Source organism: Acinetobacter sp. YH16056_T, from assembly GCF_024605895.1.
In the GTDB taxonomy this organism is placed as follows: domain Bacteria; phylum Pseudomonadota; class Gammaproteobacteria; order Pseudomonadales; family Moraxellaceae; genus Acinetobacter; species Acinetobacter amyesii.
This window is the reverse complement of sequence record NZ_CP094545.1, coordinates 130,140-144,249: the sequence shown is the minus strand read 5'-3', so window position 1 is coordinate 144,249 and position 14,110 is coordinate 130,140. Positions and strand designations below refer to the sequence as shown.

Sequence of the window (14,110 nt, the reverse complement as noted above, 5' to 3'; positions counted from 1 at the left end):
TGTAAATTTAAGTAACACAAATTAACACTCACTTTAGACCAAACAATACCAAATAATTCACAAATCATTGAAATAACGTGTTTAATTTTAAATAAAAATGATATAGATTATTTTAGTTACATAAACTTACATACAAACCATGCTCACCCGTCGGTAATCTTGCATGATCAATGAGTATAAGAAAGAATCACGTGCACTGATCCAAAAAGCCTTGAAAGGAACCTTTGTTCGTGTTCCTGCTCAATTTCGTCAAGAATTTTTCCACTACCATCGTCGTCAACTTTTTAAATTCTTTTTCCAAGTCAACATCGTTGCACAATTGGCCTATCTCTCTTATGCCATAGCGGATTGGTTTATGTTGCCCGATGTGGGCTTGCTCGCGATAGGCTTAAAAACGGCCTATACCTTACTGATGATGGGCATCACATGGGGCATTTATACATATAGCAAGAGCATTTTACTCTTTGACTTGATGCTTCCCCTATCGATCGTTGGTGCTTCTGCCCTGTGGTTTAGCCTCCTCAATTTATCCAATAGCCCCGATGTGCCGATCTATTTATATGCATCTTTGGTTTTTATTGTGTTAGCCAATTTATGTGTGCAAATCCGCTTTAAGGCTGCTGTGCTCATTTCTCTATGTATCAGTCTAATTTTACTGATTGGGGTGTATTTCGCCATTTCTGGCAATATCCATCAACTGCAACTGTTTATCTTGATCTATTCCCCTGTGTTGTTATTTAGTCTGTATATCAGTTGGAATTCAACGCAAAAATCCAGAATTGTTTTTTTACACAGTAAACTCGATCAGTTGAACCGTGAAGCGCTCAATATTATGGCGCATACCGATGTGCTGACTGGCTTAAACAATCGACGTCAATTTATTCAACTTGCCAATTATCATATTCATCATCAGTCCAAACCGTTACAGCCACTTTCATTACTGATTTTTGATGTCGACAAATTTAAAAATATTAATGATCAGTTTGGGCACTATATTGGTGATCATGTTTTACAACAAATTGCCGAAACGTGCCGACATACTTTACGTAGCCAAGACATCATTGCCCGCTTCGGTGGTGAAGAATTTATTATCCTTTTACCGCAGACACACCTGCGTCAGGCTCAAGATATTGCCGAACGTCTGCGACGGGCAATAGCCGATGATTATTTAGAACTTGATACACTACAAAAACTTAAATTTACCGTTTCAATTGGTGTTGCCGAATTTGGTCAAAAAAACCGAGATTTACAAAGTGTAATTCGCATGGCCGATCAGGCACTTTACCAAGCAAAATCTGCAGGAAGAAATCAAATTTCAACTTATAAAACAGCAAGTTAATAATATATTTTGTAACATTCATCAGACGATTTTTTATCATTCATTCGAAAAATCCCTAGTTTCAGGTAGATATTTTTGTGTGTTTTTTGTTCATAATTTGTCCTAAGCCATTTATGGAGAAGGGACATGTCTGTTGATGTACGAATGAGTTCTCGGACTAATTCGTCTGCTCAGGAAGTTCGTAAAAATCATACTCATACTTTGAAACTTTCTGAGTGTGATCTTGCCAATCGTGCCGAGATTGAACAAGCCATTGCAGATCCTTTTGCACGTATTCCTACGCAGTTTAGAAACTATTTTCTACAACATCAGTATGCCCATCAGTTACCTTATTTGCGTCAAGTGAACTACATGGCGCAGATTACGTTTCTTCTTTATTTTTTTGCTGACATTTTTATTATTCCAGACATGTTCTTTTGGTCAGGCCTTTCTCGAGTTGCCCTGATTATTGTGGCTTTATTGGTTAGCTTTTATTTATTTAAATACAAAAAAGACATTCGTGTACTCGACATGATCTTACCGATCGGGACGGTCTGTAGCACCGCGATTTGGATTGGCTTATTACTGGCTTCAAATAGCCCAATGGTCTCGTCCTATATCTATGGTGCGGCGATCTTTATTTTAATTGCCAATGTCTGCGTACAAACACAATTTAAGCCTGCCTTGTATTGTTCGGGTCTCATTTCGCTATTGGTATATTTTGCGGTGAGTCAGCTTTTATCATGGCAAGAAGCGCTGATTTTTGTGGTCGTGTCTATTCCCGTTTGGATGATCAGCCTGCATATGAGCTGGAACAATACGCTCAATGCACGACGTCATTTTTTACGCACCCTGCTTGACGATTGGAATATGCATACGCTGAAAAATCTAGCGCATACAGATGAGCTCACCCAGTTATATAACCGTCGTCAGTTTGTTCAACTGGCTGAACATCGCATCCATGAATGGCCAACACCCGCAAGCACCTGCTTACTGATGTTTGATGTCGATCATTTTAAACATATTAATGATAATTACGGGCATGATGTTGGTGATCAGGTGCTGCAATGTATCGCTGAAACCACCCGCAAAGAAATGCGCCAAAAAGATGTTTTGGCTCGCTTTGGTGGCGAAGAATTTATTGTGCTTTTGTCGGAAACGCAAATACAGGATGCAATGTTGATCGCGGAACGTATTCGTTTAACGCTTCAAAATCAATCTTTGCTGAATGTCGCAAATCACCCGATCCAATTTACCGTTTCCATTGGTGTTTCACAGCTTAAATCACATAAACAAAATTTAACTGAACTGATTAAGCAAGCTGATATTGCGCTGTATCAGGCAAAAGAAAATGGCCGTAACCGTGTCGAACGCTATGACCCAAGCATGAAGCCCGAACGTAAATCGACGAAGTCTTGGCAAAGCTTTACCCATAAAGCGAAGTCCAAAGCTGAACCGAATAATGAGAGCGATCGTAGTTGGTCAATTGTTTATAAATAGAATGTTGAGATATAAAAAAAGGACGCTGAAGCGTCCTTTAAGTTTATTTAAAAACTATCTTCATCAAAACGGTCTTGATCTATTTTATAAATATGGAAACTTCTTTCAATTTGAATACCCAAGCCAAATTCAATCATGAGAGATGTAAGCTTGTCACCATCAATTAAAACAATGCCTGATTTCTTTGCTGACTCAATTGCTTCTTTACTAAAACAAGAAGTAGTAATAAATACGCCCTTTTTCGCCACTTGATCAGCCAAAGCTCCCTTAAACTGTTGAATGTCAGGGCGCCCCACCGTATTTTCCCAACGTTTAGCTTGAATATATATTTTATCTAAACCTAAACGATCTTCACTGATAATACCGTCAATACCACCATCACTGGTTTTACCTATTGCTTGGGCTGCGTCTTGATGTGAACCGCCATAACCCATTATTACCAACAAATCGACAACTAATTGCTCAAAGAATTTGGGTGAATTACTTTTAATTTTATTTAATAGCTCATCTTTAATTGTTTGATTAAGCTCCTTTGATGATTGTTCGATTATTTCTGCAGGCGTCAAATATTCTGTTTGAATAGATGTAGCATGCTCTTCTATTAGAACTAGATTTTGAATATTTTTATTATGGTTAGAACCAATTTTATAATCAGAAAACCCTTCAAACTGCATCAAATACTGATTAGTTATATTGGATAAGCTGGACAACTCAATAGACCAACCTAACGTACTTAATTCGCAAAGACCACGTGATGGTTGTTGTATCAAACCTGCTTTAACCAAATATGTTTTCGCCCAGCCAACACGATCATAAAATACTGTTTTTGTACCACTAGATAGCCTTAAATTTAAATCAGCTTCAGATAACCCAGATCTTTCAGCTAAAATTTTTGTGGCAGAACTTAATTTTATTGCCTCTTTTTGTTCTGCTAAAAGTTTCATTAATGGAAGCATCAACTGATCGTATGTAGGCAATGACATTTAACTTGCTCTTTTTAAAATAGTATTTTTCATAATTATAAACAAAAAAAAGGACGCTGAAGCGTCCTTTTTTTATTGGATATATCTTAAATGAGATACTGCCACAGGCATCTTGCACAAAATTTAAAGCAGTGCTTTAAATCTTGTTCATGGCGTAAAACTGGCACGAAGCAGTGCTTCGTGAAACCCCAGTCTGGCGCAGGCATAGCCTTTGCCGTAATTTAGGCAAGAAACGTTGTTTCTTGAAATCCCTAAATTACTCCCACTCAATCGTAGCAGGTGGTTTAGACGATACGTCATAAACAACACGAGAAACTTCAGCAATCTCGTTCATGATACGTGTAGAAATCTTGTCTACTAAGTCGTATGGAAGATGTGCAAAACGTGCAGTCATAAAGTCCACAGTTTCTACAGCACGAAGCGCGATCACCCATGCATAACGGCGGCCATCACCCACCACACCAACCGATTTCACGGGTTGGAATACAGCAAATGCTTGCGCAGTTTTGTCATACCAGCCGCTTGCGCGAAGTTCTTGCATGAAGATGTCATCTGCTAGACGAAGGATATCTGCATATTCTTTTTTCACTTCACCAAGAATACGTACACCTAGACCTGGGCCTGGGAATGGATGACGGTAAAGCATTTCAAATGGAAGACCTAAAGTTGTACCTAAACGGCGTACTTCGTCTTTGAATAAATCACGGATTGGCTCAACCAATTCGAATGCTAAATCTTCAGGTAAACCACCCACGTTGTGATGTGATTTAATCACGTGTGCTTTACCTTGTTTGCTTGCTGCAGATTCAATTACGTCTGGGTAAATGGTACCTTGAGCAAGGAAGTTCACACCGTCAAGCTTACGTGCTTCTTCAGCAAACACTTCAATGAATTCACGACCGATGATTTTACGTTTTTTCTCTGGATCAACTTCACCAGCAAGCGCTGTTAAGAAGCGATTTTCAGCGTCGGCACGAATCACGCGAATACCCATGTTTTTCGCAAACATGTCCATCACTTGCTCGCCTTCGTTCAAACGAAGTAAACCGTTATCTACGAATACACAAGTCAATTGGTCGCCAATCGCACGGTGTAAAAGTGCAGCTACAACAGATGAATCGACACCGCCTGAAAGACCCAAGAGAACTTTTTGATCACCAATTTGCTCACGAAGTTGTTCTACGCGAAGATCGATGATGTTTTCTGAGTTCCACAAGTTACGGCAACCACATACGCCATGTACGAAGTTAGACAATAACTCAGCACCTTTCGCAGTGTGTGTCACTTCTGGGTGGAATTGGATACCATAGAAACGACGTTTTTCATCAGAAACCATCGCCACTGGGCAGCTTGGTGTGCTTGCAGTGATTTGGAAACCTTCAGGAATTTGAGTCACTTTATCGCCATGACTCATCCACACTTTTAATTGGTCTTTGGTATCTTCAAGATCACCAATTAAAGCATCACGGACTTTAATATCAACTTCTGCATAACCAAATTCATGCACAGTACCTGGCTCAACTTTACCGCCAAGTTGTTCTGACATGGTTTGTAGACCATAGCAAATACCTAAAACAGGTACACCAAGTTCAAATACAACTTGTGGTGCGCGCGGACTACCTTCTTCATGAACACTTTCTGGACCACCTGAAAGAATGATCCCGTTTGGGTTAAATGCACGAATGTCTTCTTCAGACATATCAAATGCGTACATTTCTGAATAAACACCAGCTTCACGTACACGACGTGCAATAAGCTGACTATATTGAGAACCGAAATCCAAAATCAGGATACGGTCTTCAGTAATTTGGGTATTGGTAGTCATGGCAAACAACTATGCAGGCAACGAATATAAGCGCCGTATTCTAACATTTTTCTTGGACTTTCGCACACTATTCGGACAGGGGCAAAAACCACAAGCCAAACGATGTTTTTTACAACACATTTCAGGGCTTTATTGATTTACTTTAAATCAGCGATAGACATGAAAAAAGCGGCAGAACGCCGCTTTGATGGATGCTCGGACTCATGACCGCTTTATTTTGATTTTTCGATCCAATGATCAAAACTGAATTTACCTGCACCATGTAACATGAGAAATAATAAGCCGCCTGACATCGCCAAATTTTTCATAAAGTTAATGCCATCTTCTGCACCACCATGGAATAAAAATGCAGTGATTAAACTAAATACGGTTAGACCCAATGCCGCAAAACGCGCTTGAAAACCAAACAATAAAGCTAAGCCGCCACCTAGCTCGACTAAGATAGTAATCGGAAGAAGCCCAGCTGGCACACCCATTGACTCCATATAACCTCCGGTTGCAGTGTAAGCGGTAATTTTGCCCCAACCTGCCACAATAAAGATATAAGCCATCAAAATACGTGCAACGAGACTGATCACTGCATTGATTTGCGGCTGTTGACTCAGATTTTTCACCACTAGATTTGGATTAAACATACTGAAACCTATTTTTAATACTGTTCAAAAGATGTGCTTAGATTAGGTCGTTTCTTATTCTCTTTAAATATGCTTTTATAATACTCATCATTCCATATATAGAACGATTTTACTGATAATTAATTACGTTTTAATACTGACTTTGCTGCCCCAGACTGATAGCATCAGACCACTATTTTACACATATAAGCCCCATGGAACTGATTGATTTTATACTACATGTTGATGACCATTTACTCGAGTTTATTACCAATTATGGCGTATGGATTTATGCAATTCTGTTCCTGATCATTTTTGTTGAAACCGGTTTAGTGGTCATGCCCTTTTTACCGGGTGACAGTCTTCTGTTTGCAGCAGGCGCGCTCGCTGCGTCAACAGGTGCCATGGATCCATGGGTTTTGGTGATTTTGCTGTTTATCGCTGCGGTCTTGGGCGACACGCTGAATTACCATATTGGTAAATATATTGGCCCACGTGTCTTTGAAATTGAATCACGCTTTATTAACCGTCAACATTTGGTGAATACGCAAAAATTCTTTGAAAAACACGGTGGTAAAACCATTATTTTTGCCCGCTTTATTCCTTTTGCACGAACCTTCGCGCCTTTTGTCGCAGGTGCAGGCAGCATGAACTACAAGTACTTCCTGACTTTTAACATGATTGGTGCGATTTGCTGGGTTGGCTCATTTATCACTTTGGGTTATTTATTTGGCAATATGCCCATCGTGAAAGATAACTTCACCCATCTGATCTTCGGCATCATTATTATTAGTGTTTTACCGGGTGTGATTGGTTTTATTCGAGCAAAATTAAAAAAGTAAACTGATATGGTGAACGCCTTTAAGCAAAAAAGCGTAAAACCACAGGGAACATACATAAAATCAGCATCAGGGCCGATCCTTTATATAGAAGATCGGCCTTAATTTTTTGAGTCTTACCCGCCAAAATCGTCCGGCCAAATGACATCCAAAACAACGCAACAGGCAGCAAAACCACGCTAAATACAGCGAAAACCAAAATAAAATTTAATGGGCTTGCCCAAGTTTCAATCGGGAAAATACCTGCAGCAAAAAGCAACGCTTTCGGATTTTTTAATGAGGAAATGAATAATTCACGTGGTTGAATTGAAGGATGTTTTTGATTGTACTGGTGTAAATGCGTCGATTTCCACAAATGAAAAGCCAACCATAAAACATAGGCAATACTGAGAAAATGTAGCAAGTGAATTAAATTCGGCCACACTGGAGCGCTTAAATGAATAATCAACGCCCACGAATTAATGGCATAGAAATAGCCCAATAATTCTGCAGGAATCAGCATGCACGTCTTTGCAATGCCTTGTTGATGTGCAGAGCTTGCCATTAGTGCATTGCTAGGTCCCGGCGTCATCATCACCGCAATCATTGCCAATACAAAAAGCCAACTCTCAATCATAAATACCCAGACAATGTTTCAAAGCGCACACCTTAGCCGAAATGAATTTAAAAAAACAAGTACGCGCTAGGTCAGTTTTATCCTTGTACAAGTCAATGCACTCACGCTGAATGTTCAAGACCAGAAGAAGGTATTAAAATTTACGAATGATATTTAATTTAATTTTTTCATAGATTTAAATATTTTATTGGCTCTAAATAGTGCAGTTTATTTGGCTCAAAAAAAATGCCAGTAGACGCCTCGCCTACTGACAAATTTTATTACACTTTTCTCATAGCACAGGCCTAAGCCTCTGCTCATGATCCGTTTATGATTTTGCTGCAGTAGCCGAATTTGTGCGAACGATAATCGGACAACCCTTAAATTTTGCTGCCTGTACAATCGCTTCTTGCTCACCTAGAACGCGTGAAAGTTCGGTACGTTTGGTATTTGAAGATTGTCCCATATTGACCGAAATACTCGGACCAATGCCCCAACCTCCACGGCTGCCCCAGCCACCACCAAGGCCAACACCGACACCAACGCCTGTGCGCTTCGGTGTTTCTACACCATTTTGAATATAGTCGTGGATTCGGTTGTATTCGCTTTGCAATTGTTGGCAACTCAAAGACTGATACTGTGTAGGTGAAACATAGCTTGGTTTAGGCGTACTTGCACATGCACCCAATACAACAGCAGTGAAAGCAACTAGACCACATTTAAGTGCATTCATACTTTTCTCGATACTACTTTTGCTCAATTTCATTGAACAATGATTGATAGGCTTGCGTCAATTTATGATCTGCAGCCAAATGGATTAAAGGTTGATTTTTATGATGAGATTCTTTCATCAGCACCGAAGGCGGCAACATGCTGTCCAATACAGGCAGACCTTCATCTTTGAGTTGTTGTACAACTTCGCGCGGCAACTTCGCCTGTGCCTGAAATTGATTGACCACAATGCCTTCAATTTCCAAATGATCATTATGATCATCCTGCGTTTCTAACACATTTTCGATCAGGGTCTGTAAGGCACGTTTTGAAAACACATCGCAGTCAAATGGAATCAGCACGCGATCTGCCGCAATCAACGCAGATAAGGTAAAAAAGTTAAAGGCCGGCGGTGTATCAATAAACACTCGATCATATTGACTGCTCATCTGCTGCAAAGCATCGCGGAGTTTGTAAATTTTATGCTTAGATTCTAAGGCATGTGCCAACGCGCCTAAATTTGGACTGGCAGGAATCACATCTAAGCGTGGATAAGGTGATGCATGCACATAACTTTCCAAACCTTTGGCACGACCTTTCAAAATCGAACCGATGGCATTTCCCAACAAACCTTTACTTTGTTGTGTCCCCAAGACTTCTTCAAAATAATTTTCAATATTGGGTTCAAGTGCAGGCTTATCTGCCGAATACGTCGCATCATCCCCCAACAAATATTGACTTGAATTGGCTTGAGGGTCGAGATCAATCACCAAAGTTTTTAAACCTTGGTGCGCGCTTATCGCAGCTAAATTGACCGTAATACTCGATTTCCCCACACCACCTTTTTGGTTAAATACCACACGCGTACGCATTCAAAACCCTCTAATCTTTGTTTTTCTACTCAAGCCTTGAAATCGGCCATGTGGATAAGCCATTTATCCAAAAACTGGTTTGATTATAACCAATGTAATGATGAAAATAAGTGCAATAGCTGCAATAAATAAGCCCGCACGGCGCTGAACCAATAAAACACTGTCATCTTTTTTATACGCTTTAGATAAAGAAGACAGCAGCGCCAAAAACAACACAACTTTGGCATAGAACCATGGCTGCACATCAAAGTTATTCATAAACAATAAAATAATCCCTGTCACAGCAATTAAAGCCATTGAGCCATGTTGCAATGCAACAAAAAACTTACGACCTGCTGGATTCGGTAAATTGCCCTGCGTCCCTTTAAACAGCGTAAAAGCACGAATGAAAATGGCAGCACAGCCTAAAGCCACGCCACACATATGAATGATTTTAATGATTAATTGCGTTTCCATGGCTCACCTTAAGATGACTTGGGTGCATGCGCACATTCAGGGCTAGTGGTGTCTTGACCTTTCCATTCTTCGGGTAAAAACGCATGAATGGCCAAGGCATGAATTTGCCCCGGACTAAGTAAATCACCGGCTGCGGCATAGACTTTTTGATGACGTTGCACCAAACGCAAGCCTGCAAAAGCCTCACTCACGATCACAGCTTTAAAATGCGATTCTTTACCTGGGAAATAACCACCATGACCTGCGGACTCATTCACCACTTCAAGATGTGTAGGCGCTAATGTCTGTAGACGCTCAATTAATTGCTGTTCTAAACTCAAAACGGCTCTCCCAAATTCAAAAAAAGTTCAACTGGTCTTAGTATAGCCTGTATTTGTTGAAGTTCTTGTGTCGCAAAGTTGCTGAAACCGCCTGAATTGCATGATTTCATCAAAATGGAAGCCTTTGACCTGCAAAAATATTCCAATTTTCAAACAAATTGTTTTTATTTTATGCAAACGATGCACAGTTTTTCATAAAGTTATTGACCTGAAAAATCCTTAATGTATTATACGTGGCTATGCGGGAATAGCTCAGTTGGTAGAGCATAACCTTGCCAAGGTTGGGGTCGGGAGTTCGAGTCTCCTTTCCCGCTCAAAATTTTTTCATTCGGTTTTTTATTTAAAAAATTGGATAGACTCCGCGGGAATAGCTCAGTTGGTAGAGCATAACCTTGCCAAGGTTGGGGTCGGGAGTTCGAGTCTCCTTTCCCGCTCCAAATTTTTTTCGATTCAGTTTTTTAGTAAAAAAACAGGATAGACTCCGCGGGAATAGCTCAGTTGGTAGAGCATAACCTTGCCAAGGTTGGGGTCGGGAGTTCGAGTCTCCTTTCCCGCTCCAAATTCAAAAAGCCCTCATCGAAAGATGGGGGCTTTTTTATCTATCGCTTACACCAATCAAAATCAATCTATATTTATTCAGTATGTGGAACATGGTTTGAGTCAGGTTCCACAAATATGAATAAAAATTAAAATTGCGTTAATAGGTCACACGGACATAATCACGATATTCAGGTTTCCAGAAATTCGCTTCAATCGCATGTTCGAGCACTTCAACGCTGACATTTGGCGCAACACCATCAGCAATCGCAGCCAACGCGACTTTCAATGCAATTTTCTTCGAAATATCCTGTAAATAATCCAAACTTGGCAATAAATCAGCATTTGGATCTGCCAATTTTGGTGAACAGTCCGCCAATGCCGTACTAGATGCCATCAGCATATTTTCCGTCACACGTTTCGCCCCAGATGCAATCACACCCAGTCCAATCCCCGGGAAAATATAGGAGTTATTGCACTGTGAAATCTGATGAATCTTGCCATGATAATTCACTGGTGCAAATGGACTACCTGTCGCAATCAGGGCCTTACCTTTGGTCCACTCGATAATATCTGCAGGCACCGCTTCGACACGTGATGTCGGGTTAGATAGTGGCAACACAATAGGCTGTTCACAATTTGCAGCCATCGTTTCAATAACCTCTTGGCTAAACAGCCCCGGTTGTCCCGAAACCCCAATCAATACAGTCGGTTTGGCATGTGTAACCACATCCAGGAGTGAGATGACCGAATCTGCATTTGCCCAATGTGCGACGTTATCCGGTGCTTGCGCAAGCTTGCGTTGGAAATCTAAAAGATTCGGCTGATTTTCAGTAATTAAACCAAAGCGGTCGACCATAAACACCCGCGCACGTGCTTGAGCATCGGTTAAACCTTCCGCCACCATTTGCTTGATGATCTGTTCTGCAATCCCACAACCTGCTGAACCCGCCCCTAAGAAGGTGACGATTTGATCTTTGAGCTGCTTGCCTGCTGCACGTGATGCCGCAATTAAACTTCCGACAGACACTGCTGCTGTCCCTTGAATATCGTCATTGAAACAGCAAATTTTATCGCGATATTTTTCCAATAAAGGCATCGCATTTTTTTGTGCAAAGTCTTCAAATTGAATCAGCGCTTTTGGCCAACGTTGTTGAATGGCTTTAATCACGTCATCGACAAATTGATAATATTCTTCACCGCTGATACGAGGCTGACTCCAACCCATATAAATCGGGTCATTCAACAGCTGTTGGTTATTGGTTCCGACATCTAAAGTAATCGGCAATGTATAGGCTGGACTGATCCCACCACACGCGGTGTACAGTGACAACTTACCAATCGGAATCCCCATCCCCCCAATGCCTTGGTCACCAAGTCCAAGAATACGTTCACCGTCCGTAATAACAATCACTTTCACGTTCTTTTTATTCACGTTATGAATAATTTGGTCAATATGATCACGGTCAGGATATGAAATAAAAATCCCACGATGACGACGGTAAATGTCCGAGAAGCGCTGACAAGCCTCACCCACTGTTGGTGTATAGATGATCGGCATCATCTCACTGAGGTGATTTTCAATTAAGTGATAGAACAATGTTTCATTGGTGTCTTGAATATTGCGCAGGTAGATATGCTTATTGATATCACTATTAAATGCACAATATTGTTGATAAGAACGCTGACTTTGTTCTTCAATGCTTTCTGTGACGTGTGGAATTAAACCGTGCAAATTAAAGCTCTTACGTTCATCTTCATTAAACGCAGAACCTTTATTTAAAAGTGGGAGTTCTAAAAGTGTATTTCCGGCATAAGGAATATATAAAGGTCGTTTCGTTTTCAAATTTTCACTGGGCATTATTTAACTCGTTTAATTAATCTTTTGTTTCGCACTGCAAAAAGCGAAATGCACAAAAGTGACTATCTCGTTATTTGTTATAGCCTATCCTGATTCGAGCGCTTTGGGGCATTTAGTAAATTGATAGTAGTTTTAGTTAGATTTTATAATCTGATAACTCGATCATGCATCCAATCATCGCAACGCCTATTTTGGCTTAAATGTATACGACTTTTAGCGAATTTTAGAAAATAGCAAAAATAATTAATGATTAAATTTCAATCAATTAAATAAATTCAAAACAAAGCCTTAATTTTGGTAGGTCTTTGGTAGGTGTGAATTTAAAACATCCCTCGCAATACTCAGTTTAGGTGAGTATCACCCATAACAAATGACAATGAATGGTAGAAGGAATCGCACCATGGCTTTTAAAAATATTGCAGATCAAACAAACGGTTTTTACATCCCTTGTGTTTCACTTTTTGGCCCCGGCTGTGCTAAAGAAATTGGTGCAAAGGCACAAAATCTTGGCGCAAAGAAAGCGCTTATCGTGACCGATGCCGGTCTATACAAATTTGGTGTAGCAGATACGATTGCCGCATATTTAACTGAAGCTGGCGTAGAAAGTCACATCTTTCCGGGCGCAGAACCCAACCCAACTGACACCAACGTGCATAGCGGTGTAGATGCCTACAATGACAATGGCTGTGACTTTATTGTCTCTCTCGGCGGCGGCTCTTCTCATGACTGTGCCAAAGGCATTGGCTTAGTCACTGCAGGTGGTGGTCATATTCGTGACTATGAAGGCATCGATAAAAGCACAGTTCCAATGACTCCACTCATTGCGATTAATACCACCGCAGGTACGGCATCAGAAATGACCCGTTTCTGTATCATTACCAATACTGACACCCACGTTAAAATGGCGATTGTCGATTGGCGTTGTACCCCTCTTATCGCTATTGACGACCCGAAACTGATGATTGCGAAACCTGCGGCGCTCACTGCAGCAACCGGTATGGATGCATTAACACATGCGGTCGAAGCTTATGTTTCTACAGCAGCCAATCCTATTACCGATGCTTGTGCTGAAAAAGCCATTTCAATGATCAGTGAATGGCTCAGCCCTGCCGTCGCCAATGGCGAAAACCTAGAAGCACGTGATGCGATGAGCTATGCGCAGTACTTAGCAGGGATGGCATTTAACAATGCATCTTTAGGTTATGTCCACGCGATGGCTCACCAACTTGGCGGCTTCTACAACTTGCCACATGGCGTATGTAATGCCGTGCTGCTACCACACGTTTGCGAATTTAACCTGATCGCCTGCCCTGACCGCTATGCACGTATCGCACAGCTCATGGGTGTGCCAACCGACGGTTTAACGGTGACTGAAGCGGCTTATGCAGCGATTGCAGCAATCCGTGAACTCTCTGCTTCGATTGGCATTCCATCGAGCCTTTCTGAACTCGGTGTGAAAGAACAAGACCTCAGCATCATGTCTGAAAATGCGCAAAAAGATGCCTGCATGCTGACCAATCCACGTAAAGCGAATCATGCTCAAGTGGTTGATATTTTCAAGGCAGCGCTTAAAGCCAATGCTTCTGTGGTCGACTTCAAAGCGGCTGTTTAAGTTAAGCCCTCAAAGGTCTTCATGTTTAAGTGACCTAAGTGCCTACATTACCCTTTGAGTCTGGTGA

General features: G+C 40.9%; 13 protein-coding genes and 3 tRNA genes. 7 read left to right on the top strand and 9 right to left on the bottom strand.

Going from position 1 to position 14,110, the window contains the following annotated elements; translation table 11 throughout:
- The first annotated feature begins 163 nt into the window (after window positions 1–163).
- On the top strand, window positions 164–1,339 hold the full coding sequence (locus MST17_RS00660; RefSeq protein WP_180026155.1) for a diguanylate cyclase: 1,176 nt from the start codon (window positions 164–166) through the stop codon (window positions 1,337–1,339).
- 144 nt (window positions 1,340–1,483) lie between these two features.
- Window positions 1,484–2,818, top strand: a complete 1,335-nt coding sequence (locus MST17_RS00655; RefSeq protein WP_180026233.1) for a GGDEF domain-containing protein — start codon at window positions 1,484–1,486, stop codon at window positions 2,816–2,818.
- Between the two features lie 47 nt (window positions 2,819–2,865).
- On the opposite strand, the gene MST17_RS00650 is transcribed toward MST17_RS00655, so the two are convergent.
- From MST17_RS00650 to MST17_RS00640, 3 genes are all read right to left on the bottom strand, one after another.
- A complete protein-coding gene (locus MST17_RS00650) occupies window positions 2,866–3,801 on the bottom strand; it encodes a restriction endonuclease (protein ID WP_180007975.1) in 936 nt (311 codons plus the stop codon).
- A gap of 256 nt (window positions 3,802–4,057) precedes the next feature.
- Window positions 4,058–5,626 (bottom strand): glutamine-hydrolyzing GMP synthase, encoded by a 1,569-nt coding sequence (gene guaA, locus MST17_RS00645; RefSeq protein ID WP_078194056.1) that lies wholly within the window; start codon window positions 5,624–5,626, stop codon window positions 4,058–4,060.
- A 212-nt stretch (window positions 5,627–5,838) separates the two neighbouring features.
- Window positions 5,839–6,261, bottom strand: coding sequence for a DoxX family protein (locus tag MST17_RS00640; RefSeq protein WP_180026156.1), 423 nt, complete (start codon window positions 6,259–6,261; stop codon window positions 5,839–5,841).
- Window positions 6,262–6,455: 194 nt separating this feature from the next.
- On the opposite strand from MST17_RS00640, the gene MST17_RS00635 reads away from it, so the two are divergent.
- Window positions 6,456–7,082 (top strand): DedA family protein, encoded by a 627-nt coding sequence (locus tag MST17_RS00635; RefSeq protein ID WP_078191514.1) that lies wholly within the window; start codon window positions 6,456–6,458, stop codon window positions 7,080–7,082.
- Between the two features lie 19 nt (window positions 7,083–7,101).
- On the opposite strand, the gene MST17_RS00630 is transcribed toward MST17_RS00635, so the two are convergent.
- The 5 genes from MST17_RS00630 to MST17_RS00610 form a co-directional block, all read right to left on the bottom strand.
- The gene (locus tag MST17_RS00630; protein WP_180026157.1) at window positions 7,102–7,695 is read right to left on the bottom strand and encodes a LysE family translocator; all 594 of its coding nucleotides are present in this window, start codon (window positions 7,693–7,695) and stop codon (window positions 7,102–7,104) included.
- Between the two features lie 307 nt (window positions 7,696–8,002).
- Window positions 8,003–8,407, bottom strand: a complete 405-nt coding sequence (locus MST17_RS00625; protein WP_180026158.1) for a hypothetical protein — start codon at window positions 8,405–8,407, stop codon at window positions 8,003–8,005.
- A gap of 13 nt (window positions 8,408–8,420) precedes the next feature.
- Window positions 8,421–9,257, bottom strand: coding sequence for a ParA family protein (locus tag MST17_RS00620; protein WP_180026159.1), 837 nt, complete (start codon window positions 9,255–9,257; stop codon window positions 8,421–8,423).
- A gap of 63 nt (window positions 9,258–9,320) precedes the next feature.
- A complete protein-coding gene (locus tag MST17_RS00615; protein WP_180026160.1) occupies window positions 9,321–9,713 on the bottom strand; it encodes a SirB2 family protein in 393 nt (130 codons plus the stop codon).
- Window positions 9,714–9,721: 8 nt separating this feature from the next.
- Window positions 9,722–10,033, bottom strand: a complete 312-nt coding sequence (locus MST17_RS00610) for a BolA family transcriptional regulator (protein ID WP_078191519.1) — start codon at window positions 10,031–10,033, stop codon at window positions 9,722–9,724.
- Between the two features lie 241 nt (window positions 10,034–10,274).
- On the opposite strand from MST17_RS00610, the gene MST17_RS00605 reads away from it, so the two are divergent.
- The 3 genes from MST17_RS00605 (at window position 10,275) to MST17_RS00595 (ending at window position 10,592) form a co-directional block, all read left to right on the top strand.
- Window positions 10,275–10,347: transfer RNA gene (locus MST17_RS00605), tRNA-Gly, on the top strand.
- A gap of 47 nt (window positions 10,348–10,394) precedes the next feature.
- A tRNA-Gly gene (locus MST17_RS00600) sits at window positions 10,395–10,470 on the top strand.
- Window positions 10,471–10,516: 46 nt separating this feature from the next.
- Window positions 10,517–10,592, top strand: a tRNA-Gly gene (locus MST17_RS00595).
- A gap of 138 nt (window positions 10,593–10,730) precedes the next feature.
- Here MST17_RS00595 and MST17_RS00590 read toward each other — a convergent pair.
- On the bottom strand, window positions 10,731–12,431 hold the full coding sequence (locus tag MST17_RS00590; protein ID WP_180003556.1) for an NAD-dependent malic enzyme: 1,701 nt from the start codon (window positions 12,429–12,431) through the stop codon (window positions 10,731–10,733).
- Between the two features lie 400 nt (window positions 12,432–12,831).
- Here MST17_RS00590 and MST17_RS00585 point away from each other — a divergent pair, with 400 nt between their 5' ends.
- Window positions 12,832–14,043 carry an iron-containing alcohol dehydrogenase gene (locus MST17_RS00585; RefSeq protein ID WP_168378850.1) on the top strand — a complete coding sequence of 404 codons (1,212 nt, stop codon included), beginning with the start codon at window positions 12,832–12,834 and terminating at the stop codon, window positions 14,041–14,043.
- Window positions 14,044–14,110 lie beyond the last annotated feature (67 nt).

What these genes read in the sequence shown, in the direction of transcription:
- MST17_RS00660 (WP_180026155.1), top strand. Translation starts at nt 164, where the DNA reads ATGATCAATGAGTATAAGAAAGAATCACGTGCACTGATCCAAAAAGCC.
- MST17_RS00655 (WP_180026233.1), top strand. Translation starts at nt 1,484, where the DNA reads ATGAGTTCTCGGACTAATTCGTCTGCTCAGGAAGTTCGTAAAAATCAT.
- MST17_RS00650 (WP_180007975.1), bottom strand. Translation starts at nt 3,801, where the DNA reads ATGTCATTGCCTACATACGATCAGTTGATGCTTCCATTAATGAAACTT.
- guaA (WP_078194056.1), bottom strand. Translation starts at nt 5,626, where the DNA reads ATGACTACCAATACCCAAATTACTGAAGACCGTATCCTGATTTTGGAT.
- MST17_RS00640 (WP_180026156.1), bottom strand. Translation starts at nt 6,261, where the DNA reads ATGTTTAATCCAAATCTAGTGGTGAAAAATCTGAGTCAACAGCCGCAA.
- MST17_RS00635 (WP_078191514.1), top strand. Translation starts at nt 6,456, where the DNA reads ATGGAACTGATTGATTTTATACTACATGTTGATGACCATTTACTCGAG.
- MST17_RS00630 (WP_180026157.1), bottom strand. Translation starts at nt 7,695, where the DNA reads ATGATTGAGAGTTGGCTTTTTGTATTGGCAATGATTGCGGTGATGATG.
- MST17_RS00625 (WP_180026158.1), bottom strand. Translation starts at nt 8,407, where the DNA reads ATGAATGCACTTAAATGTGGTCTAGTTGCTTTCACTGCTGTTGTATTG.
- MST17_RS00620 (WP_180026159.1), bottom strand. Translation starts at nt 9,257, where the DNA reads ATGCGTACGCGTGTGGTATTTAACCAAAAAGGTGGTGTGGGGAAATCG.
- MST17_RS00615 (WP_180026160.1), bottom strand. Translation starts at nt 9,713, where the DNA reads ATGGAAACGCAATTAATCATTAAAATCATTCATATGTGTGGCGTGGCT.
- MST17_RS00590 (WP_180003556.1), bottom strand. Translation starts at nt 12,431, where the DNA reads ATGCCCAGTGAAAATTTGAAAACGAAACGACCTTTATATATTCCTTAT.
- MST17_RS00585 (WP_168378850.1), top strand. Translation starts at nt 12,832, where the DNA reads ATGGCTTTTAAAAATATTGCAGATCAAACAAACGGTTTTTACATCCCT.